Annotated in this window: 33 protein-coding genes; 2 read left to right on the plus strand and 31 right to left on the minus strand. The window is 55.5% G+C overall.

Features of this window, described 5'->3' with window-relative positions:
* Positions 1–29: 29 nt before the first annotated feature.
* The 8 genes from recX to AO726_RS02555 all read right to left on the minus strand — a co-directional run bounded on the left by recX (position 30) and on the right by AO726_RS02555 (position 6,147).
* Entirely contained in the window at positions 30–497 is a 468-nt protein-coding gene (gene recX / locus AO726_RS02520; protein ID WP_058066468.1) for a recombination regulator RecX, read from the minus strand.
* A 5-nt stretch (positions 498–502) separates the two neighbouring features.
* Complete coding sequence (gene recA, locus AO726_RS02525; RefSeq protein ID WP_058066469.1) at positions 503–1,546, minus strand: recombinase RecA; 1,044 nt, start codon at positions 1,544–1,546, stop codon at positions 503–505.
* 107 nt (positions 1,547–1,653) lie between these two features.
* Positions 1,654–2,148, minus strand: coding sequence for a CinA family protein (locus AO726_RS02530; RefSeq protein ID WP_058066470.1), 495 nt, complete (start codon positions 2,146–2,148; stop codon positions 1,654–1,656).
* A gap of 258 nt (positions 2,149–2,406) precedes the next feature.
* Entirely contained in the window at positions 2,407–3,684 is a 1,278-nt protein-coding gene (gene umuC / locus AO726_RS02535; RefSeq protein ID WP_058066471.1) for a translesion error-prone DNA polymerase V subunit UmuC, read from the minus strand.
* Positions 3,677–4,108, minus strand: a complete 432-nt coding sequence (locus AO726_RS02540) for a LexA family protein (protein WP_058066472.1) — start codon at positions 4,106–4,108, stop codon at positions 3,677–3,679. Before AO726_RS02540 ends, umuC begins: the two co-directional genes overlap by 8 nt.
* 145 nt (positions 4,109–4,253) lie before the next feature.
* Positions 4,254–5,057, minus strand: coding sequence for a DNA adenine methylase (locus AO726_RS02545; RefSeq protein WP_058066473.1), 804 nt, complete (start codon positions 5,055–5,057; stop codon positions 4,254–4,256).
* Between the two features lie 161 nt (positions 5,058–5,218).
* On the minus strand, positions 5,219–5,728 hold the full coding sequence (locus AO726_RS02550; RefSeq protein WP_058066474.1) for a lysis system i-spanin subunit Rz: 510 nt from the start codon (positions 5,726–5,728) through the stop codon (positions 5,219–5,221).
* Positions 5,725–6,147 carry a hypothetical protein gene (locus AO726_RS02555; RefSeq protein WP_058066475.1) on the minus strand — a complete coding sequence of 141 codons (423 nt, stop codon included), beginning with the start codon at positions 6,145–6,147 and terminating at the stop codon, positions 5,725–5,727. The genes AO726_RS02550 and AO726_RS02555 overlap by 4 nt, the downstream gene beginning before the upstream one ends.
* A gap of 94 nt (positions 6,148–6,241) precedes the next feature.
* Between AO726_RS02555 and AO726_RS02560 the strand changes: the two genes are divergently transcribed.
* A complete protein-coding gene (locus AO726_RS02560; RefSeq protein ID WP_058066476.1) occupies positions 6,242–6,442 on the plus strand; it encodes a hypothetical protein in 201 nt (66 codons plus the stop codon).
* Between the two features lie 24 nt (positions 6,443–6,466).
* Here AO726_RS02560 and AO726_RS02565 read toward each other — a convergent pair whose 3' ends face one another.
* From AO726_RS02565 to AO726_RS02590, 8 genes are all read right to left on the minus strand, one after another.
* Entirely contained in the window at positions 6,467–6,736 is a 270-nt protein-coding gene (locus AO726_RS02565) for a hypothetical protein (protein ID WP_082629032.1), read from the minus strand.
* The gene (locus AO726_RS20855; protein WP_082629033.1) at positions 6,736–7,509 is read right to left on the minus strand and encodes a hypothetical protein; all 774 of its coding nucleotides are present in this window, start codon (positions 7,507–7,509) and stop codon (positions 6,736–6,738) included. The genes AO726_RS02565 and AO726_RS20855 overlap by 1 nt, the downstream gene beginning before the upstream one ends.
* 51 nt (positions 7,510–7,560) lie before the next feature.
* A complete protein-coding gene (locus AO726_RS21090) occupies positions 7,561–8,295 on the minus strand; it encodes a hypothetical protein (RefSeq protein ID WP_152987217.1) in 735 nt (244 codons plus the stop codon).
* Positions 8,296–8,676, minus strand: a complete 381-nt coding sequence (locus AO726_RS02570) for a hypothetical protein (RefSeq protein ID WP_058066478.1) — start codon at positions 8,674–8,676, stop codon at positions 8,296–8,298.
* Positions 8,673–12,368 (minus strand): phage tail protein, encoded by a 3,696-nt coding sequence (locus AO726_RS02575; RefSeq protein WP_058066479.1) that lies wholly within the window; start codon positions 12,366–12,368, stop codon positions 8,673–8,675. Before AO726_RS02575 ends, AO726_RS02570 begins: the two co-directional genes overlap by 4 nt.
* Positions 12,369–12,423: 55 nt before the next feature.
* Positions 12,424–12,975 (minus strand): tail assembly protein, encoded by a 552-nt coding sequence (locus AO726_RS02580; RefSeq protein WP_058066480.1) that lies wholly within the window; start codon positions 12,973–12,975, stop codon positions 12,424–12,426.
* A 79-nt stretch (positions 12,976–13,054) separates the two neighbouring features.
* Entirely contained in the window at positions 13,055–13,402 is a 348-nt protein-coding gene (locus AO726_RS02585; protein WP_058066481.1) for a hypothetical protein, read from the minus strand.
* 80 nt (positions 13,403–13,482) lie between these two features.
* The gene (locus AO726_RS02590) at positions 13,483–13,893 is read right to left on the minus strand and encodes a GNAT family N-acetyltransferase (RefSeq protein WP_160320956.1); all 411 of its coding nucleotides are present in this window, start codon (positions 13,891–13,893) and stop codon (positions 13,483–13,485) included.
* Between the two features lie 164 nt (positions 13,894–14,057).
* Between AO726_RS02590 and AO726_RS21095 the strand changes: the two genes are divergently transcribed.
* The gene (locus tag AO726_RS21095; RefSeq protein ID WP_152987218.1) at positions 14,058–14,657 is read left to right on the plus strand and encodes a hypothetical protein; all 600 of its coding nucleotides are present in this window, start codon (positions 14,058–14,060) and stop codon (positions 14,655–14,657) included.
* Here the strand turns inward: AO726_RS21095 and AO726_RS02600 are convergent.
* From AO726_RS02600 to AO726_RS02665, 15 genes are read right to left on the minus strand one after another with little or no spacing between them, the layout of a single operon-like run.
* Entirely contained in the window at positions 14,654–15,406 is a 753-nt protein-coding gene (locus AO726_RS02600) for a C40 family peptidase (protein WP_058066484.1), read from the minus strand. The two genes, AO726_RS21095 and AO726_RS02600, sit on opposite strands and share 4 nt — an antisense overlap.
* A gap of 2 nt (positions 15,407–15,408) precedes the next feature.
* Entirely contained in the window at positions 15,409–16,158 is a 750-nt protein-coding gene (locus AO726_RS02605; protein WP_058066485.1) for a phage minor tail protein L, read from the minus strand.
* A complete protein-coding gene (locus tag AO726_RS02610) occupies positions 16,155–16,493 on the minus strand; it encodes a phage tail protein (protein ID WP_058066486.1) in 339 nt (112 codons plus the stop codon). Before AO726_RS02610 ends, AO726_RS02605 begins: the two co-directional genes overlap by 4 nt.
* A complete protein-coding gene (locus AO726_RS02615; protein WP_058066487.1) occupies positions 16,493–19,774 on the minus strand; it encodes a phage tail tape measure protein in 3,282 nt (1,093 codons plus the stop codon). Before AO726_RS02615 ends, AO726_RS02610 begins: the two co-directional genes overlap by 1 nt.
* Positions 19,775–19,821: 47 nt before the next feature.
* A complete protein-coding gene (locus AO726_RS21385) occupies positions 19,822–20,046 on the minus strand; it encodes a hypothetical protein (protein WP_082629034.1) in 225 nt (74 codons plus the stop codon).
* On the minus strand, positions 20,043–20,387 hold the full coding sequence (locus AO726_RS02620; RefSeq protein WP_058066488.1) for a hypothetical protein: 345 nt from the start codon (positions 20,385–20,387) through the stop codon (positions 20,043–20,045). The genes AO726_RS21385 and AO726_RS02620 overlap by 4 nt, the downstream gene beginning before the upstream one ends.
* Entirely contained in the window at positions 20,380–20,895 is a 516-nt protein-coding gene (locus tag AO726_RS02625) for a hypothetical protein (RefSeq protein WP_058066489.1), read from the minus strand. Before AO726_RS02625 ends, AO726_RS02620 begins: the two co-directional genes overlap by 8 nt.
* A 32-nt stretch (positions 20,896–20,927) precedes the next feature.
* Positions 20,928–21,314 (minus strand): DUF3168 domain-containing protein, encoded by a 387-nt coding sequence (locus AO726_RS02630; RefSeq protein WP_058066490.1) that lies wholly within the window; start codon positions 21,312–21,314, stop codon positions 20,928–20,930.
* The gene (locus AO726_RS02635; protein ID WP_058066491.1) at positions 21,307–21,801 is read right to left on the minus strand and encodes an HK97-gp10 family putative phage morphogenesis protein; all 495 of its coding nucleotides are present in this window, start codon (positions 21,799–21,801) and stop codon (positions 21,307–21,309) included. The genes AO726_RS02630 and AO726_RS02635 overlap by 8 nt, the downstream gene beginning before the upstream one ends.
* Before the next feature lies 1 nt (position 21,802).
* Entirely contained in the window at positions 21,803–22,147 is a 345-nt protein-coding gene (locus AO726_RS02640) for a head-tail adaptor protein (protein WP_058066492.1), read from the minus strand.
* Positions 22,147–22,470, minus strand: a complete 324-nt coding sequence (locus AO726_RS02645) for a head-tail connector protein (RefSeq protein WP_058066493.1) — start codon at positions 22,468–22,470, stop codon at positions 22,147–22,149. Before AO726_RS02645 ends, AO726_RS02640 begins: the two co-directional genes overlap by 1 nt.
* Complete coding sequence (locus AO726_RS02650) at positions 22,470–22,673, minus strand: hypothetical protein (RefSeq protein WP_058066494.1); 204 nt, start codon at positions 22,671–22,673, stop codon at positions 22,470–22,472. Before AO726_RS02650 ends, AO726_RS02645 begins: the two co-directional genes overlap by 1 nt.
* Positions 22,674–22,732: 59 nt before the next feature.
* Complete coding sequence (locus tag AO726_RS02655; RefSeq protein WP_058066495.1) at positions 22,733–23,932, minus strand: phage major capsid protein; 1,200 nt, start codon at positions 23,930–23,932, stop codon at positions 22,733–22,735.
* On the minus strand, positions 23,929–24,573 hold the full coding sequence (locus AO726_RS02660; RefSeq protein ID WP_058066496.1) for an HK97 family phage prohead protease: 645 nt from the start codon (positions 24,571–24,573) through the stop codon (positions 23,929–23,931). Before AO726_RS02660 ends, AO726_RS02655 begins: the two co-directional genes overlap by 4 nt.
* On the minus strand, positions 24,557–25,780 hold the full coding sequence (locus tag AO726_RS02665) for a phage portal protein (RefSeq protein WP_058066497.1): 1,224 nt from the start codon (positions 25,778–25,780) through the stop codon (positions 24,557–24,559). Before AO726_RS02665 ends, AO726_RS02660 begins: the two co-directional genes overlap by 17 nt.

Genomic DNA, 25,780 nt, shown 5'->3' on the forward strand with positions numbered 1-25,780 from the left:
ACATCGCCTCAGGACGTCAAACTTAGCGGCTATTCATCCAACCGTCCTTGGAGCAAGCGGTTGATCATGTCCATAGGAAACCCCCGATAGACCAAAAAGCGCCCCTGTTTGGCCCGCTCACGGGGATCATTTGGCACTCGGGCAGAGAACTTCCGCCGCCAGACCTCTTCAAGCTGTTGGCGCCAATCGATTCCTGACTCATCCAGCGCCTGCTGGATATCAGCCCGATTTAAACCTCGCTGAGTCAGTTCCTCACGGATTCTCGCTGGCCCGTAGCCGGAGCGCGCTTTCTGAGCGACATAAGCCTCGAGATAGCGCGATTCTGACAGCAGCCCTTCTTCGGCCAAGCGATCAAGGGCTGCTTCGATCAACTCCTCAGGTGCTCCGCGCCCCCGCAGCTTGCGGGTCAGCTCAACACGGCCGTGCTCGCGTCGCGCCAACAAGTCCATTGCAGCCCGCCGTACTGCGACGGGCGTATCCAGAACGACGGAGACCATCTAAATCAGAAGTCGGCGTCAGCCGGTTCATCAGCAGTGGCATCAGCCTTGTTGGAAGCTGGAGTCGACAGCAGCTGCTCACGAATCTTGCCTTCAACCTCAGCAGCGATCTGCGGGTTGTCCTCGAGGTATTTGGCCGCATTCGCCTTACCCTGACCGATCTTGTTGCCTTGGTAGCTGTACCAGGCACCGGACTTTTCCAGCAGACCGAGCTGTACGCCGAGGTCGATAATTTCACCGTTACGGTAGATGCCCTTGCCGTACAGAATTTGGAACTCTGCCTGACGGAAAGGCGGTGCAACCTTGTTCTTAACGATCTTGACGCGGGTTTCGCTGCCGACAACCTCGTCGCCTTCCTTCACCGCGCCGGTACGGCGGATATCCAGACGAACAGAGGAGTAAAACTTCAGTGCGTTGCCGCCAGTGGTGGTTTCCGGACTACCGAACATCACACCGATCTTCATACGGATCTGGTTGATGAAAATCACCAGGCAGTTGGCGTTCTTGATGTTGCCGGTGATCTTACGCAGCGCCTGCGACATCAGACGTGCCTGCAGACCAACGTGCATATCACCCATTTCGCCTTCAATTTCAGCCTTCGGCACCAGTGCAGCAACGGAGTCGACAATGATCACGTCAACCGCGTTGGAGCGCACCAGCATGTCGGTGATTTCCAGCGCCTGCTCACCGGTATCCGGCTGCGAAACCAGCAGATCATCAACGTTCACACCCAGCTTGCCTGCGTAGTCCGGATCAAGAGCGTGCTCAGCATCGACGAAGGCGCAGGTAGCCCCCTGCTTTTGCGCTTCAGCAATTACAGACAGTGTCAGCGTGGTTTTACCGGAAGATTCCGGGCCGTAAATTTCTACGATACGGCCCTTAGGCAGGCCACCAATGCCCAGAGCAATGTCCAAGCCCAGAGAACCGGTGGAGATGGCAGGAATCGCCTGACGCTCATGATCACCCATGCGCATGACCGCGCCTTTACCGAATTGCTTTTCGATCTGGCCCAGGGCAGCCGCCAAGGCGCGCTTCTTATTCTCGTCCATTTAAGTCCTCTCGTATCAAGAAGGGCCTGCTAGCGGCCACCAACAACTGTATAAGTAGACAGTATTATTCCACAGGGCAAGCAACTCGCCTACCCCGCGATCGGATTTTATTCAGCAAGCAAGCTCAGAAGCCCCGCCAGAGCGGCCTTTACCGTCTGTCGCCGTATCTGATAACGGTCTCCATCGAACTGAAAACGCTGACTAATCAAGCGCTCACCATCGCCCCAAGCAATCCATACCGTTCCCACCGGCTTCTCCGCAGAACCTCCGCCAGGCCCAGCCACACCGCTGACTGACACAGCAAAGCGCGCACCACTATTAGCCTGAGCACCACGCACCATCGCTTCGACGACTTCTCGGCTGACCGCGCCTACTTCAGCGAAGTGTCTCTCCGGCACCTGCAACTGCCGGGTCTTCTGCGCATTTGAATACGTCACATAACCGGCCTCAAACCAGGCCGAACTGCCAGCAATGCGGGTAATCGCCTCAGCGATACCGCCCCCCGTACAGGACTCAGCTGTGGCCACCTGCGCACCAGCCGCAGACAATCTGCGGCCCAGTTCAGCCGCCAGTCCAGTCAATTCATCTTCATTGGTTTTCATCTGCACTCCGGGCTTAAGCCTGTGGGGGTGGATACCGTACACTAGGCGCTTTTGCGATACAGCCGGACAGCTAAACGATGAGCCAAAGCGACCTCAGTTCTCACACGCCGATGATGCCGTAATAGTTTCCTGAAATAACGCAAAAGCCCATAGATATTGGGGTTCAAGCTCAAAACCAGGACTCTCCCTTATTGTCTGAGAGGCATAAGGTGGCATGTAATGGCATCACGTTTGCCCCAATTCTGCCCCAGCGTTTGCTCACTTAGCAGCCACAGTCCAGAGCTGATCTAGCCGGGTTGTGTAACACGCACTCAAAAGCTCACGTCGCATAGCCCAATCCGCTGAAACTGGAACACCACCAGGGCGCAGGGTGCCTTTGCCCCAGCGAGCGTTGATGGTATCCATCACCTGCATGACCTTCTCGGCAGCTGCAGGCTGGGTGGTAGCAAACAGATCGTCTGTATATTCACCGCGCTGACACAGGTCGATCAGCAGCACCTCAGTCTTAGCGTAGGCGTGCCCTTCCCTGAAAACCTGTTCAACGCCCTCAACTACCGCCTTGGTGATGACCCGAGTGTCGTCCGTTGGGTAAGGCAGCTCACATATCATGCCCCGCGCATACTTCGCCTCGTCCGGGTTAAACATGCCGGTTCGGATACTGACGCGCACCTTCTTGCACAGTGAGCCCTGCTTGCGCAGTTTCTCGCACGCCCGCGCTGCGTAGCTGGCCACCGCCTCCTTTATAGGAGGCAACTCACGGATCCGTTTGCCGAACATCCTAGAACAGCAAATTTCCTGTTTATTGGGTACAACGTGCTCCAGCTCCAGACACGAAATGCCCCGCAGTTCACGGGCCGTTTTCTCCACCACCACACTGAACTGCTTACGCAGCGTCCATGCATCGGCCTGAGCCAATTCCCATGCAGTTTTGATGTTCATAGCCTCAAGGTGAGCCGTCATCCGCCTGCCGATGCCCCACACCTCGCTGACCTCAACCGCCTTCAGCAGCTTGTCTCGGCGCTCCGGGGCCAGAATTTCCACCACCCCGCCAGTCTGCCGCTGCCAGCGCTTAGCCGCGTGATTAGCCAGCTTGGCTAGGGTTTTCGACGAGCCGATACCCACCCCGGTCGGAATTCCCGTAGAGCGCAGCACCTGGGCGCGGATCTCCCGGCATAGCCGTTCAATAGCCCCGACTGGCAGGCCGGACAGTTCTACAAACGCCTCATCAATCGAATACACCTCAAGCGCCGGAACCATCGACTCAATGACCGTCATAACCCGCTGACTCATATCACCATACAACGCGTAGTTACTGGAGAACGCCATGATCCCGTGCTTACGCAGCTTGTTCTTGATCTGAAAATACGGCTCGCCCATCTTCACGAACGGTTTGGCATCCGCCGAACGGGCAATCACACAGCCGTCATTGTTCGACAGCACCACAATAGGCACCCGAGCCAGATCGGGCCGGAAAACTCGCTCGCAGCTCGCATAAAAAGAATTGCAGTCGATCAGCGCAAAGACTTGGTCAGCCATGGTCGTGGCTTCTCACACTGAAGCGCACCACACCCCAGATCGACAGCTCATCGTTTTCCAGAATGTAGCGTGGCGGGTACTTAGGATTCTCAGAACGCAACACCGTCATCTGCCCTTCAATGCAAAAGCGCTTAACCAGTGGCTCACTGTTCAGCGCTGCAATGACGATATCCCCGCTTCGCGGCTCTTTTGAGCGATCCACCAATAACAGATCACCGTCGAAAATCCCCGCCTGCACCATGCTGTCTCCGGCCACCCGCACTATGTACGTATGCGGAGCCCGCAGGTTGAACAGCTCATCCAGTGAAATATCCCGCTCCAGGTGATCCTGTGCAGGGCTCGGGAAACCAGCAGGCACCCGGAAAGAAAAGAACGGATAACTCCCCCCTCCATGGGAGATTCGTCCAAGGTAGTCGAATGACATAGCTGACACCAATCACTGTATATAAACACAGTATAATAGTGCTAATCCGGGAAATTGAAGTTCACCACGACTATCGGCCTGGCTAGAACGCAAAAAGGCCCGGTGCCGCAGGGAACTCCCACGGCACCGGGCCTTATTTTTTGCGTTATGCGCAGTCGAATAAGCCGCCCAAAGCGGCAGGCTCCCAGTTCATAATGATCAGCTCACCCGTCACACCTGCCTGACCCCCACGCTGATTCGTGCAGCTGTAGCGGATATCGGTTCGCTCGATGTGGTGCCCCTCGAACGCAGCGCGGATCTCGGGATGATCGTTAATGCTGACCATCACCTTGCCCTTGCACCGCCGCATGAAGTCTGCCATGGCCAGGTACTGGTCATAAGGGAAGTCCACGCCATAGCCTGCGGTTTGCCAATACGGCGGATCCATATAGAAGAACGTATGCGGACGGTCGTAGCGCTCAGCACACTTGAGCCAGTCTAGGTTCTCTACATAGACCCCCGCCAGCCGTTGCCACGCAGCTGACAAGTTTTCCTCAATTCGCAGTAGATTCACCGCTGGACCAGTGGTCGCGGTACCGAATGTCTGGCCGCTGACCTTACCGCCGAAGGCATGCTGCTGCAGGTAGAAGAACCGAGCAGCACGCTGGATATCGGTAAGGGTTTCAGGACGAGTGATCTTTTGCCATTCGAAGATTTGACGGCTCGACAGCGCCCACTTGAACTGCCGCACAAACTCCTCAAGGTGGTTCTGAACGACCCGATACAAGCAGACTAGATCACCGTTGAGATCATTGATGACTTCAACAGGAGCGGCCTGAGGGCGCATAAAAAATAACGCGGCCCCTCCTGCAAACACCTCAACATAGCACTCATGCGCAGGGAACAACGGGAGCAGACGATCAGCTAGGCGGCGCTTACCGCCGAGCCATGGAACGATTGGCATAGTCATTTGCAAGACCTTTACTGTATAAATAAACAGGTGTTAGGCTTCCCCGGCTTCGTGCACGAGGTAAGAGCCTTGGCTTGGCTTGCAGGAATGGCTGCAGGTTGAGCGACCGGTTTGCGTGCTGTAACACCCTTACCGGTCGCTCTTTTGATTAGAAAATTGGGCTAGTACCCTTCACCTCTGATTTGCTTCACATAGTCTTGAAGGTAAATCAGCTTTTTCTGATCACTTATCACTCCCCTCCTGATATTCCAAACAGCGCGTCCAGCTCTTTCACTGAGTTCGAATGAGGCTCCATCGCCCACGCTGCAGGTGCTGCCGGAGGCGGACACGATGGCAGCTGATCGGGCAACTTTGACATCGATTCGCAACCTGCGACGTTCATTATCAGCATCAGAATACAGGCGCTGTAACCTGTCGTTTTCTTCAATCGCATTGGTCAATTCCTTGTGGCTGCGTGTATCCAGAAGGGCCAGTTCTTGTTCAAGCTGCAGTCTTTTTTCCTGCTGATAGAGAAGTTGCTTTTCACTGGCGGTCGCCATTTCTTGAAGCTTTTGGCTATAAGCCTGCTCAATACCTGATAGCTCAGCTGACAATCGCCAGCCGTTTGTAACCCAGCCAAGGATCCCCCCTAACAACAGACTGGTAACAACCAATAGCCAGGTAGTTTTCATGCCAGTGCCCTCCGCACTCCTTCCCCGATCACTTCGGCGCTATACGGCTGCTGGCCGTTCTCATGCTTGATGATCGACACAACCAGCGGAGACAGGTGCTTCTTGCTTAGATCGATCGGCGCGTCTGGGTCAATGCCTAGCGCCTTAGCGACCTGAGACACGTAAGCGCCAGTATCGTTCTCTTTCGGTGGAGCCCAGCGGTTTACGATCTGCCGGACCGTCTTGAGCCCATGCTTACGCTGGTAATTAAGCAGCAGCTTGCCCAGAGCCCGGATGCCATTCTGTGGCGAGTCGAAACGGCAAAAACGTGGCTCGATTGTTGGCACATGAGCCAACTGGCCGCGCCAGTCATTAACCGGGTTGTAGTCGATGTTGCCAGGGTTGTTGTTGCGTATTCCGCGTGGAATCTTTGTCGTCATGTTTTCTCCGGGCAATAAAAAACCGCCCATAGGGCGGCCTGGTTGAATTGAGCTGAGAAGCGGGTTTCAATCCCTAGAATTTTTGAGGGAGCTTATGAGCAAGAAACTGATACGACTGGGATTAGCCAGTCGCGTGGCTCGGCAGTTTGCTGTAGCACAAATACTTGACTTTGAAGCGGCTGCCGAAGCATTCAACGAAGAAGCCATGACAGCTGAAGAGCGGCGGGCGGCGTTCTCAGAGCTGCGGCTGATTGCCGAACGCATAGCTGCGGGTGCTGATGATTTTCCAGTTTAAAGCCGCAGCAGGACGGCCAGGCTATCAGGACGGTAGAGCTAGCGGGCCGTCAGGCGGGTCGATGATCGGCACAGGGAACCGCACAGCTTCAGATGCCTCCCCCCAATACGGCAGCAACAGCGTGACGCTGTCATCAGTTGCGGCAACGATGAAGTCCGGCAGCAACAGCTCATTTTCGACAAGCTCAACAAGGCCAAGCAACGAATGTGTGATTCCGTTGACCGTGATTGTGTCGCCAGAAACAGAGGCGTCAAGAGTCGCGAGCATTGAAATCGGGGATAGATAGATTTTCATTAGTACCAGAACCCTTCTGCTCGCCAGGTAAAGTAGAGATTACCTATGCTCGGAGGAACAGTTGGCAGCCCCGGCGTTCTACCGTAAAAAGCAATGTTAAAACCTGTAGCTGACTTTGATGTGTAAATTCCGTAATCAAAAAAATATGCGTTGGGAGAAGTTCCAAAGTAACTATTCTCTACTTGAATTAAGTAGGACTGATTAGCCATTGCAATAGGAAGAGAACAACCAATTGGCCCATAAACTGCTGCTGACACAGTTCGATTAATAATTTCTGAATTACCACACTCACACTTACCGCTGGCATACCTGATATACCAACCACTGGCGTTGCTTACTCGCTCAGTCGCCCGATCAGCAATCCACTTCACACCGTCATACGTCATTTCCGTTTCAACATCTGTGCGGATGTACCCAGGCGGAAAAACAGCACCGGTAATTGTCACGACTGACTTAACACCTAGCCCATCCACATTTACTGTTGTCGCGCCGGTATTAGTGACGGTCGCACGAAAGCGAATACGGTCGCCGGTTCTGTATGCGGCACGTGGTATGTCTGATGCCAGAACTATTGCATTAGCTGCGCCATCATAAGCAGCCCAGTCAGGAATTTTAGGAAGTTTTCTGTATATATCCTCAATACTGTCGTCGACAGCATCTAACTTTATCGTAGTCTCAGAAAAATTAGCGTTGCATTTCTCAAATGCAGTTTTCGCAGGATCACCCCGATAAGTTCCATTATCGGTAGTTGTATCAATAATTTGCATAACCATAAATACACCCGATAGCCATATTAATAGCCACCCCAAATCAACTAGAATCAGTTATGGATATTGAGAAATAGGGAACTTACAAATTGGAAGACAGAAATATGTGCTGCCGACCTCTTGAGGCCCGCCGAGTGCCGATATAGAAATACTGCATTGCGATACAAGCGCCAGAGTTCTCTGACCACCAGAAAGCATCCTCATCGAAGTAAACTGAAGGTCGTCTATTCTCATATGCGCATTACCTCTATTGAATGGTGATGTGTCTATATAATCATCATCTTCAATAGTTATTCCTGATGGATAAAGATTTAGAAACATCCCTCCATTACCATTCCTATACCAAGCTTTTGTGAACTTAGTGTACTTCACAACCCTGTCGCTGCTTTTATATACAGGAACTCCGCTTGCATTGTAGACAGCGATACCGTATCCGGTTGGCGCTGTCGGTGTTGAATACCTGCAAGCCACGTAGTCAAAAACATGCCTTGGCAAAGTATTACCACCGATGGCCCCTGATCTAACTCTGAATCCAGTCCAGTTTCCCGCCGAGCCAATCATGTCCAGGTAAATCACGCAGCTATCATGCCTGCCGGAGTTAAACCTGAGGAAAAGCCTTGGCGGAGCTGTTTGCTGAATCGGGGTTGCAAACATTGCAACCCCGACTGCCTCACGATCTACAACGCTAGTATTTTGGACAACAATTTGCCCGCGCTGTGAATATACAAGTACTGGATACTGATCAGAGATCGTAACTGATGAATTGTCATTTAAAGCTTGAAAGCCAAACATTTAACCTCCAAACACCCTGTACACTTCCATCAATGAGGCATAAGTTTCTGTGTGATAATCAACCCAGCGCTGGTTAGATGCGTCGTAATATCGTGCAAGCGCTCTCCGCACTACACCGACCACTTCGCCTCCCATGCTTTTGTAGACAGGGACATATCCATTATTGTCCCTATATCCCGGCTGACCATTCTGGTCGTAAACCAGCGGCGTAAAGACAACAACGCAATTCGAGTCAGAGAACCCCGGAACCGTTACGTTATAGACAGATGTATTGTTCCCAGGTGCAGGGATAGTAGTTTCAAATATTTTTGTGTAAGTAAAGTCCTGCATACCGAGGGTCTTTACGCCATTTTCATCAAAAACCTCTATACCGAAACTCATGCTAGCAAGTTCCCTACTTTTACTCGTACAGTTCCGGCGTTGTCATACACTTTAAGCCCATTGTTATTAAGCAGTATTCTCCCCTGCCCAGGTACCGAGCCATTAATTTCAAAGTTTCCATTCTTCTGTAGACGCCAACCACTTACGCCAGCAACGTAGTTAGTTGACTGGATGGTGTCAGATATCTTTGCAAAGTTGATTGATGCATCACCGATGACGGCGTTACTGATAATCGTCTGCCCACCCTGAACAACAAACGGAGAGACTAGGCCGCTACCCGTGTCGTTCAGAATCGCAAAACGATTTGCACGAACGAGGAACTGCGATTGCAGGACGCCACCGACGTTCTCAATACCAAGTCCGATACCGGCAAACTCATATTGCCCTCCAGAACCAATCTGGAGCTTGACGGACCACATTGCTGACAGGCCATTCTCAAGGCTTGCCTGCGCCTGCGACACCTGCTGTACGGATGCTGAGGCGCTATCAACGGACGCAGTCAGCGTCTGAACTGATGATGCAAGCGCTGCATCACCTTCAGCTCTCGCAAGATCGACGCGGGCAATCTCTGCAGCGTTGTTTCCCACCTGCGCTTCTAGCAAATCAGAACGCTTTGCTTGAGCAAGATCACTATCAGCCGAGATTGACTGAATAGTGATTGAGCCTGCGTGAACAACGAGATCACCCGCCCCCCAGTCCGTATCGCCCGCACCATCAGGCATAACAGTTGCCGAAAGCTTCTGAGTCGAAGTAACAAGGGCTGAAACCTCGTTTTCTGTCTCAGTAACGCGGGTTGTTAGACTGCTAACAGCGGATGAACTGGCCTTTCCGTCAATCTCGGTTTGCAGCGCCGACAGCTCGTTAGCCTGGGCGACCAGCTCGCCCGTAACGTCATCAAGCATTGTTTCAGCAGACGACATACGCGCAGCAAGTGCGGCAACCGCTTCGCCCAGCGACGCATAGTCACCGATCTTTTCCCAGTAGGTAGTGTTACTGGTAGACGTGTTAGCAGGAACATCCATAACGGCCCGATAAAGCGCCCCGCCATCCTTGACGATTGATCCCTCAAGATAGGTATCAGTTGCGCTCCACTCAACAGCACCGACCACTTCAGCAAGCTGCGCCTCCATAACCTGCACTTGCTCAGACAGATCATCAATCTGCCCAATCTGATCAATAAGATCCTGACCAAGCTGGGATTCCGTGATCTTTCCGACCAGGTAATCAAGAATGACATCAGCGTCATCGCTGGACTGCCCCATGATCCAACCGAACCAGGGCCCGACATTCCCCGTGCGGTCAATGAGACGAGCGCGGAAGAAGAAGCGCACACCCGCGGCAAGGCCGGTCATTGTGTGCGTCGTGGTTGGATAAGCAAACAACCCAAGCGACATAGCAGCTTGCTCATCTTGAGCCGGTCCATATTGGATCTCAGTAAAGGCTGTATCTGCAGCACCCTCAGCAGGAAAGCCCCACTTCAATCCAATGCCGAACACAAGCGGTGAAGCAGCCAGGAATGCAGGCGCTGGCGGCGGAGTTGTCTTACCTTGTAGCTCAGTGAGCAATGATGTTCGCCAACTCGATGTAATCTCAAAAGCACTGATCGAACGAACACGCGCCAGATACTGACCGGCGTAGATTCCTCGCACATCAACACTTGGAGCCCCGGTACGCGGCAAACGTACCCAGTTCCCGTCGTTACGCTTCCACTCGACCTCATAAGCCACCGCTCCCGAAACAGCAGACCAAAAGATCGTCATGGTCGAAACCGCGATACCTTGGTCAACGCTGTTAAACGTCGAAAGCCCAACATGCTCCGGTGGCTCGACGGCCCCCGTTGGGATCACACTGATCGGTCGGGTCTCAAGCTTTGCTCCTGTATCAACTGCGGCAAACTTAGTCGGCTCGTACTGCAAAGCCGTGATCTCGAAAATACCCGGCTCTGGCTGAGTGGTTTTCATCACCCGATAAAGAGGGATGGCCAACTCGTCAGCGTCCAAAGCCCATACCAGCTCCGGGGCTGGCGGCTCACTGTATGACGTGCTCACCACTATGGTCCGGGCATTCACACTGACAACCGTGCGGCCTTCGCACTTGCCACTGGGCAGGTTCAAGATCAAACGATCACCGGCTTTGGCCATGGTGTCCCGGTCAAGTGTGATGGTTCGCCCAGCTACGGCGCTGACACGCCCGCCCACCTCTCGCCCTGCCAGCAGAGAGTCAGCTACCGGCACCACATAGCCCGGTAACGGAATACGTCCGTCAAGCCCAACACGGAAGGTCACAACCCGGTCCTGACTGTTGGTCAAAACAGCCCACTTACCGTGGCGCTGAGCCTGGCTTTCACGGGTACAGCCCACCGGCCCTATCTCTACAGGATTGTCTCCGTAGCGCAGTTGCAGGCGCTTATCCGTGGCGACTGCCACATCTGTCTCATAGTTGTTGAGCGGGTTGTCATAGCTCACCAGAGCGCGGCTGTAACGGTTACGCTCGCTACTGGATGAATAGGTGAACCTTCCATCAATCACGTTTGCGCGGGTGAAGGCAAAGTCGAAGTCTGTGGCTCGCGGAATGTCCGCTTGAACCTTCAGTTGCCCTTGCGCCCAGTAAGTCATCCCCCGGTAAATCGCCGACAGATCGTGTAGCAGCTTCCATGCTTCAGCACGGCTTTGCAGGTTGAGATTGCAGGTAAAACGCGGCTCCTGCCCGCCCTTGCCATCCGGTACCAGTTGGTCGCAATACTGAGCAATCCGGTACATCTCCCAACGATCAACCATCCAGGGTTTGATACGTCGCCCCACACCAAAGCGGTCATTGGTCACCACATCAAACGTGTGCCATACCGGGTTATCCGTCCATGCTGACTTAAATGTTCCATCCCAGATGCCTGAATAAAAGCGACTTGCTGGGTCGTAGTTGCTGGGTACTGATACCCGCCGGGCGCGACATTCAACAGTCACGGCCGGAATATTCGGGAGTTGCTCCGCGCTGAACTCGACGTATAGCAGTGCCGTGTTCGGATATCGCAACTTGGCATCCACCACTTCTGTGAAGCCCGCGATGACCATGTTGTCAGCAATGCGGTTCGTGTTCTGATTTGGCGTGATGCGCACCACCCGCAAAGTCCAGCCGCTTGATGCCTTGGGCAGGTCAATACGACGGGAGCGCTCATAGCGCGTTGTCGTCTTACCATCAACGGCTTCACGCAGAGCCTCGACAAAGGCACCACCGTCGGTAGAGACCTCAACCCGGTACTCAATCCGGTAGCCAACCACATCGCCGCTGCTCTCTTGCTTCTGCAATGCAGGCCAGGCAAAGCGAATGCGCACCGCTGACAGCTGCGTGTTACTCAGTGTGCGCACCCAAGGCACATCATTGCGCAACTCGACGTTGAGCGTGGTTTCGTTCTCAACAGCCGGAATGCCAGGAATGTAATCCTGCTCAACAGAGCCTGGCCGCCACTCCCATGTGACACCGGGGAAGTTGATCCCACCATTGCTATTGGCAATTGGCGTGTTGTCCAGATAGATATCCTGCCCGGTCGGAATCTCATCAAATTCCCCCTCACCCACAGCAATCAGGATCTTGGCGGTTGCGGTACTGCGCAAATTGTCGGGCGTTTCCTTGGGCTGCTTTGGTTTGCTGCTGCCACCTTTCCGCCCCCGTAAGCGGGCTGCAATTGCTGCGCTCATACTTTTCTCCGGACGAAAAAAAACCGCCTCAGGCGGTTTCGGTTTGGCTTGTTGGTTAAGCTCTGTCTTCGGCGTAAATGGATGCACTGATAATGGCCCCACCCCAGCGGCGCTTGCCGTAACAGATCGGCACCGGGTTACCCGCTGCCGTTGTATTCTTGGCACCACCAAAGGCGTAGCTGGGCATATTCTCCGGGGCAGCTGACTGTTTTAGTCCGGCAGGCTGGGGACTGAGCATCTGGATGACACCACCAGCAGCCAACGCCACACCACCCTGCACAAGCCATGGCTGGCTGAAATAAGAGCCAGCCACGATCATCACTACCCCAATAATTGTTTGCAGAATCCCGCCCCGCTTACGGCCACGCATCACTGGGGCGATACGGATATCTTCGGTACCACCAAAGCCAAGCTCATCCTGACCAATGTTCCGCTTGCCACGGAACACAGCGAACTCCATGCCTCGCAAGTGAGCGTTTGCAAGAAAGCGCTCAAAGCCTGGAATCTGCACACAAAGAGCCTTAATCGCTTCAGCAGGCGAGCTAACAGAGAACCTGAACGAGTGGCCAAATTGCCGTAGCTGCCCGTAAAGACGAACCGTTGTCATTGGTTGATATTCGGTCGCAGTCACTGCTTTTCTCCAGGCATAAAAAAACCGCCTCAAAGGCGGTTCTTGGTTACTCGTTTTAGAGGCATCTATTTAAAGAGTTCCTTAGCTCGCCACGCCCCAGCTGCGCCCAGGCGGCGCGCTGATAAAGCATCACCTTGCTGCCGCTGCCGTCACTCTTTATATCCAGCACATCATCTGTTTGGCCGTTCGCCTCGGTTCCAACGACTATTCGATAACCGTCGATGGTTTCGCTCAGATTGGCGCTAGAGCGATAGTCCTGCCATGCAGGGAATACGCACAGTGCATATTCTTTTGGGGATTTCTTGGTGGTGGCCGTGATTTCCGGTGCGCCTCTGAGCAAATCAGATGCAGTAGTACAGCCTGCGATGGCCGCCAAGACCAGCCCCCCCATGAGTAATTTCATGCCGTTCTCCAGTTAAGATATGGGAAGACTTTACCTCAACGAAACGACATAACAATTCTGCGCTGGGGCGGCTTGTTATGCTAGCGCTTCGAAATATCAAGACTGAACTTAGATTCAGCAATGCATTTGACAGGGTAGTCGGCGAACACTCGCATCCAAAAAGCCTCTGCCCCTTCTCTGACCTCTATAATTAATTCTTCCCTACCATTTTCTTTAAGCAACGCAATAAGCTGGTTCATCGCTTCGAAAGCAATACCCTTACGGCGATACCGCGAGAAGACAAAGATCGGAAAAATTTCGCTAGAAGCGGAACGGAATGTTACGAACCCAGCAATTTCACTTCCGAACTGGATAACAAACACTATTGCACCAACAAACTCTGAGCCTGCAGTAATAGAGCCAAAGCTATAGTCTTGTTCATCTAGAACCATTTCTTTGAGGTTAGCTATATCTAGATTCGTAGCTCGACGGATTTCTATGCAGACGCTCATGTTTGGCCCCCCACGCCAAAGGTAAGACATTAGCACGGGCATTTCACATCAATACAATCCTTTCGTAACTTGGCCAAATATCCAGCATGGATGGAATGCCAGTAACTATCAATTAGACTGCGATAGTAGTCTCCGCCATTTACTAAAATGGCCGAACGACCTTTATGTCATCGCTCTTGTTCTACACGAATGAAAACGAAGCGATTGTAGCTACTGACACGCTTTTACATTACCCCGAGGGCGGAGCCCCAGGCTTTACCAGCAAGGCCGTCACTCTCCCGCATCTTCGCATGATCATCGCAGCAACAGGATCGGCGCTCTTGTTTAACCGCTGGATCGGCCTTGTGAATAACGAGGGCACTGCCTTCGATGTAGATACGATCGACGCTCATGCTCCCGAGGCTTTGAAGGCCCTCTGGCGCGAATTGAATAACCATTCCCCCGCCCTCAACAACCAAACAGCAACGATCTATCACTTCGGGTTTTCCAACGATTCTGGAGTAATCCATGGGTACGCTTACCGCTCTGTGTCCAGCTTTAAATCCGAGCAACTCAGTTGTGGCCTTGGTGTAAAACCTGACCTGCAGGATCATTCAGGAATTGACTGGCCATCATTTCCTTCATCAGCTCCAGACATAATGCGGGCTCAAGCTCGCCAGGAAGACGCGAAGAAGTTTGACCGGGTATATATTGGTGGATCGGTTCAGGTCACTCATCTAACTCGCACGGGATTCACTATCTACTCCCTTGGAGAGTTGGATTAAGGTTTTATATACCTGAGAATCAACCGTTTCCGTTCCCCCCATGGCCCGCCGTACACAAGAACCTCTGACGGCCGCCCATAAAGGTGATGCAACAAAAACGGCCCCTGCCCGTACACACCAGACTCTTCACCGGGCAGGGTCGGATCTGATCCAAGATAGATACCCGCATGGTTCGGGTGCGCCGTGCGCCCCACGGCCATCACGATCATGTCCCCCCGTTGCGGCTGGCTCACCGGTACAAACCCAGCATCAGCAAAATGTTGCTCATAAAGGCTTGGCCCTTCTGAGTTCTCCCACCAGCCATCAGCACGCTCGTACTTGGGGAACTCAATGCCCCACTCGCGTCGGTACCAGTCTGCGCACACCTGCCAACAGTCCTGTACGCCGTGTACAAAAGTCCGTCCCAATAGCGGCACCTGCTCAACCGGATCAAGCCTGCGCAGGTCGCCCTCGGGCCAACTGAGGATGTACCAGGGCAATTGCCCGGCGTTGCACATGGCTTCGTCGGCGGCACTGGGACGGCTTGTGGCGTCCGGATGGCTGTGTACCACGGCGATGACTTCTCCCATGTCCTCAGCCGCCGCATAGTCTTCTGGAGAGATCCTGAATTCTTCGCTCGGGTCTACCGCTGTATTGGCACACGGCAGATATCGCTGTGCCCGCCCGACCTTGACGATTAGCCCGCAGCACTCACGCGGGTATTCAGCCGCTGCATGCTCACGCACGGCGGCCAGAATGTGTTTAAGCATGATCAGCTCCTGCTGATAATCGATACGGCAGGAAAGCCGCCAAAGGGCAATTGGTTGCCCTCGCCGAAACGCGGGATGCAGCCGGTACCCAGGCAGCCGTCACACTCGTCTTTGGCCGGGTTATCTGTGGGTTGGCCGTCTATATCGACATATGGCCCGGTATACCCACAGTCAGGACCACGATAGCCACCGGTCATAGCCCAGTGGCACAGCGTCGTCATTTGCCGCCCCACCTTTTGATCCCCTACATCAGCAGGCGAAGCCAAGTCCCACACGACGGTCTCACCGTCCTCATGGGTTTTCTGGTCGACGTACCAGACATCAACTATTTCCTGATTGGGATCAGCTGTAGGGTTGCCGGTTGGGAAGTTGGCTACATCAAGGTACTGAGCCAGCGTGGTACGGATGGTCAGCCGGAACTGCAGCAGATCCTCAAAAGCTAGGCACAGTGCAGTAATTCGGCCATTGACGTTGCCCACCGAGAAGCTCGGGCGAACGGCTTGGCCATCGCTGTTGGCTTCAATACCGGTGACCTGTACCGGCCACGCGGCATACTCCTGCCCCCGCCACCAGATCGGCTTGGCGGGCAACTGGTTCGCATGAGCACCCGCAGCAATGATCTCCTCCGGGGTATGCGGAATCGCATGCCCGTGGAAGCGTAAAACATCTGCACCAAAATCAGAGCCATCCAACTCCAACAGCACGACCTCCGCGCCCGGCTCCAGTGTTTGCAAGTCACGAATCAGAGTCATGGTTTAAACGCCTGCGTGAAATTGAGCGACAGCACCTGTAGCCCGTTGGGCTTAGCCTGAAGCCGATAAGTTGGACACCGATACATGCCCAGCACACCCTCCGGGGTACTCCAGAGAAACGATCGGAAACCTCCATGTCGGCGCACAAACGCCAGAATGGGAGCGATCTCATCCTTACTGCCACCAAACGTTAGCGCCCACGGACGGCTCTCGTTATTGAGGCCATCCCCAACCACCTGCTGATACCCATCCCCAAACTGAGCAGACCGCACTTTGAAAGCGCCGTCTAACTGCGCCTCGTCATCGGCTGCCCAGGTGAATGTTTCGATGGCCATCAACTTCTCCCGTTGGCATGCCGCCAACTGGTGCCACCAGGCCGCCATGAGTCGGCAATAGCCCTTTCAGCCATGCCTTTCATTTGGCCTTGCAGATTGGTTGCCAGCGCCTGCTGATCCAGCTCCATTCCTTCACCGTTACGGTCTTCCGTGAAAATGCTCACAGGTGCCTCGATGTAAATCGCGGTACCCGAACCACCGCCGCCGCCCACAGCACGCACCCCCAACGAACCATCCGCGCCACGCGCAAGCGGCAGGATTGCCTCAGGCCCAGCTTCGCCCATGATTCCCCGCTTACCGCCAGCCATGCCGAAAGCTGTAGGCTGGGAAACAATGGAGTTTGTGAACGCGCCGCCACGGGCAAAGAACTGCACCCCGTTGCTCCAGCCACCACCATTAGCCTGCGCGGCCGACCAATTCGCAAAGGCAGAACCGTTGTAATCAGCAGCACTTGCGCCTGCGCTTGCCCCACCACCAAACCAGCCACCGACCATAGACATACCAGCGCCCATCACACCACTCAGCAATGAGCTGGCGGCCTGTTGGCTGGCGATACGAGCCATGTCTGAAATGATGCTGCTGGCAAAGTCCTTGAATGAGGCCTTGCCGGTTGTAACGAAGTCCACAAGCGCATCACGGGCGGAGTTAAAGCCCCCGGTCAGCACTTCCTCAGTGGCACCGGCTACATCCGCAGCATCAGCTTGAATGTTCTGCCAAGCCCGCCGTGCTCCATTCCGAAAGTCGCCCTGAGCAGCAAGTCGGGCACTGTAACCATCAACCTCCATTTGCAACTCACGCGCTTGGAAGTCCGCCAGATCAGCCAGGCGTTGCTCATAAGCAACAGGGCTGAGCCTGCGTGAAGCATCTTCCTGTTGCTGCTCAAGCTCCCGGCGCAGATCCGCGTACTTCTTGCGAACGGAGTCCATGCGCTGCATTTGCTCGCGCTCATCGTCGCCGAGCCCGATGCCTGCCACATCACTGCTGATAGCGTCCTGCCGGGCCTGCAATACCAGCTCCATAGCTGAGTTATATGCCTCCGCGCTGTTGCGCCGAGCCTCAGCCAGCTTCTGCTCATCCCTGATCTGCTGTTGAAGGCTGCCGTCTGCATAGGCCTCATTCAGGTTTCGGATGCCGAGCTCCATTTGCTCGGCACTGAGCCTACCCAGCTTGTGAGCCTCACGTAGCCCGGCAACGCCCTCAGTCAAATCAGCCAGGCGCTTACGCTCCGGCAGCGCTCGGTCGATGATGGCGTCCAACGCCTTCACCTCATCCTGCAGAGACTTGGTGCGCTCTTTACCAGCTTGGGTTGCTGTCTGATTGGCCTTCTTCTGTGACTCCACAGCACTGGCTGCGGAGAGAATGGCCACCCGATCAGTCTCGGTAAGGTCCGTATGCTCGCTGATATAGCGATTGGCAATCCTGATTGCATTGCCGTTGTCCTGCAGTCCAGCCAGCTGCTTGTGCAGGGTATCCAGATAGCTCTGCCCCGCATTGCTCATGCCCGCCTTGGCGGCATTATTTGCCTGTGTGGAGCTGGTGTTCTCGTCGAGCGCCCCAGTCAGCACACGCAGCGTTTCGGCGATCATCGCCGAGCGCTGGTCGGCATCACTGACCGCCCCCGCCTGTCTGATCCAGCCGTCCACGGTGGCCGCAGGTAGACGCATCTGCTCGCCAACCGCTCGCAGAATAGGCGCCAGATCCTCGCCTGACTCTCGCGCCGCATTTAACTGTGCGACCAGGCTCTGGTAGGCCTGCAGCTGCTGGTTGTACTGACCCGAGCTGTCCCGCACGGGAGCTGTGACAACGCTGCTGCGGATAGCCTGTGCAAGCTGCCCGTAGGCCTCTTTAACAGCGTCAGTGGCGCCTATCTGCTCCTGCTGCCACTTAACCAGCGATGCCTCGCGCTGGTCACGGTTGAGCTTCTGGAACTCCTCCCGCAGCTGCTGCACCGGCTTATGCAGATCATCAAGGCTGATCCCTGCTTCATCTGCGTAGTCCCGCAGCAGCAGAAAGCTGGCAGCAGCGGTACCGGCCAGCATGGCCAACCCCACTGGCCCGCCAAGCACGCTCAGCACCCCGGCAGATGCCGCCCGCAATCCTGACTGTGCGGCTGTAACCGCTGCTGTAGCCACCGCCTCCCGCTGACGCGCCTGCGCCAGTTGGATGGACATTTGCGTCTGAACCGCCGTGCCCCTCGCCGCCGCTGCCTCACGGGTGGCGAGAATGGTGGCCGTCTGGGCTTTACGCTGATCGGCAATTGCCGCCTGTAAGACCGCATCGGCCTGCGCAATACGCGCAGCACGATCAGCCACAGCAACCTTAATGCTACGCAGCGTGGCAACAGTGGCCAGCACAGTCTTGGCCGTATAAAGCGTGATGGCACCGACAGCTACGCCAGCAACCAGACCGGCTACGATATCGACGTTATCCGCCACCACACCCAAGGCATCGGCCAGGCTCGCGAGTACCCCGGTCTGCTCCTCGGTTTTACCGACGAACACACCGATGGCGTTCTGAATGTTGACCAAGGCATCCTGCACGCTGACGGACATATCAGCAGCCGCTTTGCGGTTTGCCTCAACCGTCTGCAGCAGGCCGGTGTTGATGTCATCAATGGATAGTTTGCCCTGCACACCGAGCTTGCGGATTGCCTCAGCACTTTTGCCGGTAGCCGCTGCAATGGCATCCACGATGGTAGGCATTGCCGTTTGGATCGAAACCCAGCTGTCAGCCTCCACCTTGTTGGTATTGAGTGACTTACTGTAGGCATCCAGTGCCGCCGCGCCTTTATCAGCCGTGGCAGCGTTGGTCACCAACAGAAAGCTGAAAGAGTCGGTGATATCCAGGGTTTGCTGAGTCTCAAACCCCAGATCTCGCATCACACTGGCAGTACGGATATAAAGCTCTTGAGCCTCAGCCAGCGGACGATAGGTTTCCTGCGCAGTACGCAGCAGGTGCTGCTGCACATCGCCATACTCAGCGCTGCCGTCCGTAGCCGCCCGCATCCGGTCAGCCATTTGTCCGTACGCGTCAGCCTGACGAATAACCCCACCGATCAGCCCCGCACCGGCGACAGCCGCAAAGGCACCGCGAATCAGCGTGCCAGCCTGCTGCGCCGCACGACCAGTGCGATCAAACGCGGAATCAACCGTCGCAAGGTTACGGTCGATGGAAGCCGTAGTGCGGTTGACCAACTGATCAGCGCTGGCCATCTCACGGCGCAACTGTGCTGTGGTGGCCTCAAGCTGAATCAGCAGCCCCTGCACTTCCTGATCAGCCATGCTTTCCTCCGGGCAAAAAAAACCACCGTTCAGGTGGCTGTATTGGGTTACTTCCCCCGCCCTCTCAAGGCGGCTTTAAGTTTGTCTGCAACGCTTCCGGGCTTATGGGAGCCTTGCGGCTTCTTGGCCTCCCCCGGACTCATCCAATCCAGACGGGCATCAAGCGCCAATAGAATTTGAGGAATAGGCGTGCGCCAGGCTACATCAGGCGGCCAGCCAAGCCAGCCGGTCGCTACGCCGTACAAATAATCGACGTAGCTGCCGTTTTTCACTGCGCTGTGTTGACCGCCTCGGGCTTTCCCCGGTCGGCAACGCTCGGCGGTACCGGATTAAGCAGCGCCACAATAAATGGCGTCAGCTCCGTACTGACCTTGCTGACACCGGTCTTGAAAATCGCGGCAGCAACATCGGTGTGTTCATCCGGTCTCAGCCCGGCACCGGCCACAACAATGTCTGCACACGCACCAATGCTCAGCAGGCGCAGCGACTCAAGCGCCCCACGCAAACCGCCGAAGCGGGTTTCGATTCGCAGAGCAGCCTCAAGTGTTGGTTGCAAGGTGTATACGCGGGCACCGATCACCACGGTGACCGTACCGTGGAGCACATCACTCATTGATCACACCTTTGGCCTCAGGCCCGGCAGCAATTTCAAGAATGTCAGTGTTGATCCCCAGGGTGATATTGCGGCGCACGACGTTATCAGCGCTGCCAGATGCCACCGTGTTGTTCATCACCTTCACCGCAAAGTAGAAGGTAGTCGGCACTACGGGCGGAACGGCGGCTGGATCTCCATCATTGAGCGTAACGCGGATGTTGTAGTTGCCTTTGCTGCGGTCAGCGTGGGCCTGTTTCACCTTCTGCTGCCCGGCATCGCCGTTGTCCAAACCAACAGTCAGCGTCATGTCCCCCGCATCGGCGGTGCCCTTGTACTTACGCACTCGGCCATCTGCCAGTGACGTGAAGTTCACGCTTGAGAACGTGTCGCCAAACTCGCCCAAGTCCTCGATCTCGCCCACATCGGTGTAGTTGTCGGCTTCATACTCGGCCTGAGACACCGCAGGCGTTTTGGTGCCGATTGCCAAACGGCAACCGGCGGCTGTATTGAGGTTGTCTTCTGCCATGGTTTCCTCCACTGGCTTGATGGTTGGTTGGGCTAAGCCGTCGTGATAACGCGCACAGTGGCGGAGCCCATATAGGTACGGCCATCGGGCTCACGGTTAACATCGGATGCAATCACCCGCACCGAAACCGCCCGCCCGTGCTCAAGCGGCAAACGCCGCTCATCAAGAGCGCTCTCAATCTCCCCGAGCAGGCGTTTAACCTCGGCCTGGCCTTGGTAGTCGCTCCACACGCTGAGATAGATCAGTCGCTGCTTACGCCGCCGCCCGGAGATCGGGCTGGTATTGGTATTCACTTCCCGATCAATCGTGACGTAGGGATACGGTGTATCCATCGGCACGGCGTCATAGACCGGGACAGACAGCTCAGCGGACAGCCGCTGATAAAGCGCCTTCTGCAACGCGACGCCTGGATCAGTCATAGCTAGCCCCCTTGGCAGCCCGTGCCAGCGTGCTGCGCACGGCTTCACTGATAATCAGCCGGATATCGTCGCGAGTCAGTTGAATGCTCGGGCGCAGCCATGGGTGTGCAGGCATCGCCGGGATTGTTGGCGAATAACCAAAGAAGGCCTCCCCGTCAGACTTGTTGGTCTTTTCCGACTGGCCTTGCTTTAGCTTTGCCGTGTAGCCCTTGGTCCCGTACTCAACAAACCGCAGATAGAAGAAACGGCGGTTGTCTGCCTTACCGACAATGCCAATCCGGGCATCCAGTCCGTTTTTACTGATACGCACCTGCAAAGCCGCAGCCGCAGCGCCCGTATCCTTGGGGATCAGTTGTTGCTGAGCGGCCAGCACCAAGTCAGCAGCTTTCGCCATCGCTGGTGGCAAATCGCTCTGTTCAATATTCGCCAGACGACGCAATACGCCGCGCAACTTGAAGTCACCGCGGACTCTCGAACGTCTGGCCATATCACTGGCCCTTGGGCTTTGGGGTAACGCTTGAGCACAGCAGCCGAAGCATGCTGTGTGCGTTGTCTGGCAACGCTGCCTCAATCAAATAGGTGGCTGTGACCCCCTTACGGGCATAAACAAGACGCCGCCCGGCCTGCAAATCATTAGCCGGGCGCGCACGGATTTCTGCACTGACAACTGCCTGAATCTGGTAAGCGACCGTCGCCACGCGACCGGTCGGGGTTGTGATCTCTACCCAGACCTTGCGCAGCTCCACCCACTGCTCGCTGTAACCACCTGCGCCGTCAGGCACACGCTGCTGCGCGTGCAAGGCAACACGGTGTCGAAGGGGACCGGCTCTCATCAAAAACGCTTCCTGTACCAGAGCAACCGTTCAACCCCCAGCGGTACAGCCGTAGCGATGGTGCCCAGCGCCACTGCCTCACGGTTTGCGTACCAGTGCCCGACCAGCAGATACACGGCCTGCCAGATGTCAGGCGTTAGCTGCATTTCTGTAGGGCTTGCCGTCTCGCTGTCCACCAGCTTGCAGTCACAGTGCTGCTCAACGTGAAACAGCGCTGCTGCCACGTAATCCTTGATCAGCTCGTCTTCCTCGTCTGTCTCAACCCGCGCCTGCAGCTTTATCTTTTCGAGCAAACCAGGCCGGGCATCCCAGTCGATGACCATTACTTGGTCTCTTTGCCGGAGGCAGGTTTGGTTTCCTTCGGCTTGATCACCTCAGTCACCTCCTCGGCCAAACCCTTGCCGATCAGAATATGGGCATATTCGTCATCGACACCTTCAAACACCTGCCCCGCTTTTACCTTTGCCGACTCGGTACCGAGCTTTGCAGCGTCACCGACAAAACCCCACGTCGCTTTGATATTCATACGTTCTCCAAATGCAAAAAGGCCGGCTCAATGGCCGGCCTTAACAGTTACGGGTGGACTCAAGCAGAGGGGAAATGACCTTTCACCAGCGCCTCACGGCGACGAACACCCAAGCCCAGGCGCTCCTCAACCAGCAAAGCCCGCTCGTTCTTGATGAACTGATCATTGATCAGGCCCATCTTGAACAGGAACGACATACGGTCGAACAGCACCGTAGAACGTGCAAAGTTCGCCACAAGGAACTCACCACCGGTATCGCCCTCGCCTTCATCCATGCTGTCCGAGGTGATCACTGGACGCCCCCACAGAATCGGCGTCACCAGCCCCTGCAGGTTGGCAAACAGATAGCGGTTCTCCCCGTCCTTCTGCAGTTCGATGTTCATCCAGTCCAGCTCAGTCATGGTCACGCCATCGGCCGACAGCTTGGACTGCTTGCGCACCTGATAGATGGCACGACGCACGATATCAATGGCCGTATCACCGGCCTTGTTCAGCTTGGTGTCATAGGTGGTGGCTTGAGTCATCAGACCCGACAGGTTTTCCCCGGTGCCATCGCCTTTCAGGATCTGCGCCTCTTCCTCCAGTTTGAGGTCATAGCGCAGCAGCTCCTGAATGTAGCCCTGCATTTGCGGCACATCGTCCAGAGCCTCATCCGTGACCGGCATCCACACCGCGATCTTTTTGATTCGGTCGGTGACTGTTTCAAACGTCACGTTACTGCTGGGCTTCAGTGCTCCTTCAGCTACCGTGCTCGCGCCTTGGCTGTGCAGCAGCTCGCGGAAGTAGCTGTAGCTCTGCCCACTAACCGGGATAGTGGTGAGCAGGTCACGAATACGCAGCTCCTGACGGATGCCCGGCTGAATCGTCGGATCGTAGTTAGGAACCACAATCCCGGCGCTGTTCACCTTGGTTTCCTTCATGCTCGCAAGATCGGATTTCAGCACCTCGATCTCGGCACGGTTAGCTGCTTTTTGCTGCAGGTTCTTGTAACTGTCATTGGACTTGACCAGGTCAATAAACGACTTGGCCTCACCCGGAGCGCCGCGCAGCTTCACACCCTTCTGCTCCAGATCCTGCACCTGATCAATGACCTTCTGCAGCTCATCCTTCTGAGTCTGGATTTCCTTTTTCAGCTCAGTGGCAACCGTGTTGCCCTTCTCTACCTCAGCAATGGCCGAGTCATACTTGGCCTGTAAGCCCTGGAAGCCTTGCTTCAGTTGCAGCTCCAGAGAATCTTTAAGTTCCTTCACTTCGCTCATAGCGTTGCTCCAAATGTTTGCGCGAATAACGTGGAAATGTGTTTCAGCTCTTCCACGATCTCCGTGGCCTCACTGCCGCCGTCACGGCGCAGCGCGGGATAGCCGAGCGAAGCGACAGCCGCCGCTTCCTTACGCGAAAAGCCCATGCGCTCACGCAGGGCGTTTTCAAAAAGCCGGATGTCCGACTTCACACTGAGCACCTCAGCCTCAGTGTTCATGCCGAAGGGAACGAACGACGCCTCCCAGAGTTCGGCAGACTTGATGACACGCACATTGCGACCAGCTCGTTGCTGATAGTCCGCCTCCAGCGTGTTGAACCCGATGGACATGCTGTCCAGCGCTCCATCCTTCAGCAGTTCGTAGGCGTCACGGGCATAGCTGACAGCGAGATTGACCCGCCCCTTCAAGTACAAACCGTGGTCGTCCTGCCTAAACTCAGATGTACCCACAAGCCGCTCAAGGTCGTGGTACAGGGCAAGCTTCAAGCGCCCGTTGCGAGCTGTTTTAACCTTGGTGAAGGCCCCCTTGAGGATCACGTCATCGCCCAGATCGACGTTATCGAACACAGCGGCATAACCCTCGAAGTTGCCCGCCTCATCTGCGGCTTTCACCTCAAACGGGCAATCAAGTTTGCTGAACATTGGTTTTCATCTCCCAGCGGGTTACTTCGTTGTATTTCTCATCGTCGAGGGGCGGTTCGTTCTCTTTGATCCGAACCTGATTGATCGACAGCCAGCCCGAACCACCAGAGCCACCGAGGGCAGCGGTGTAGTAGGCAGCACGCCCGGCGCTGTCCGCCCGCAGCAAGCCCTCCACCACAAACTCAACAAATCGCGGAGAGTTGCCGAACAGCTTGTCGTTGAGCTCGTCTTCAACCACGTCGATGTAAGGCTTAAGCCCGAAGGTGACGTACCCGGTCAGCTGCTGCTCAAGGTTTGAACCCATGATCGAAGTCTTACCGGCACGGTTTGCCAGCCACAGCGGCACCCCGTAGATGCCCGCCAAGGCCTCCTCCTGAAACTGCTGGGATTCAATAAACTGCGCGTCCCTCTGGCTGATACCAGCCGGGACAATCGTCGGCCCGCCTTGCAGCACAGCCATCTTGCCGATGTCGTCGGTATCGCCCCGGCGTACATCCGGGAAGCGTGACAGCACCTGTGTATGCTGCTTCTCGGTCAGAAAGTCCTTGTAAACGACGTAACCACCAGTGAAGCCGCCCTTGCGCATAAACCGGGCCGACCACTGCTGACCAGCCTTGGCCAGCCCCATGGTTTCCGCTTGGTACTCGATAGGCGACAGCCCGACGATGCCGTCTAGGCTGAACAGCTTGAAATGCAGCATGTTCTCCGGGGAAACCGGAAACGCCTCAGCGCCACTCGGCTGCACCCAGTACAACAGGTCATCGTCGGTATCGATGATGACCGTATCCAACGGCAACGGGACCAGGCCAATAGGCTCGCCGTTGCGGTTGCGCTCAATCAGCGCAAATGCATTGCCCCGCAGCGCCATGTTCACGACCACGAACTTCAGAAAGTTCAGCCGCGTCATAAACGGGTTAGGCTTGCGCAGCAGCTTCTGCGCCCGGTCAGTTCGCGGCACCATCTTGCGAAAAGCCGTACCGTCCGAGTCCTCGTAAAGTTTCAACGGCAAGCCTGCCAGCGACTCAGAAAGGATCTTCACGCACGACCAGACCATGCTGATCGACAGAGCCGTCTTAGTCGTCACCCGCACCCCGGCCTTGGTGCTCTTACCGCCCACCTCCATGTCCATCTCGACATAGTTGCCGGTGTCCGTATCGGTGTATCCGAAGAACCGCCACGTGCGCGGGTTATACCAACGAGATGCCAT

Source organism: Pseudomonas sp. TTU2014-080ASC, assembly GCF_001446935.1.
GTDB lineage: Bacteria > Pseudomonadota > Gammaproteobacteria > Pseudomonadales > Pseudomonadaceae > Aquipseudomonas.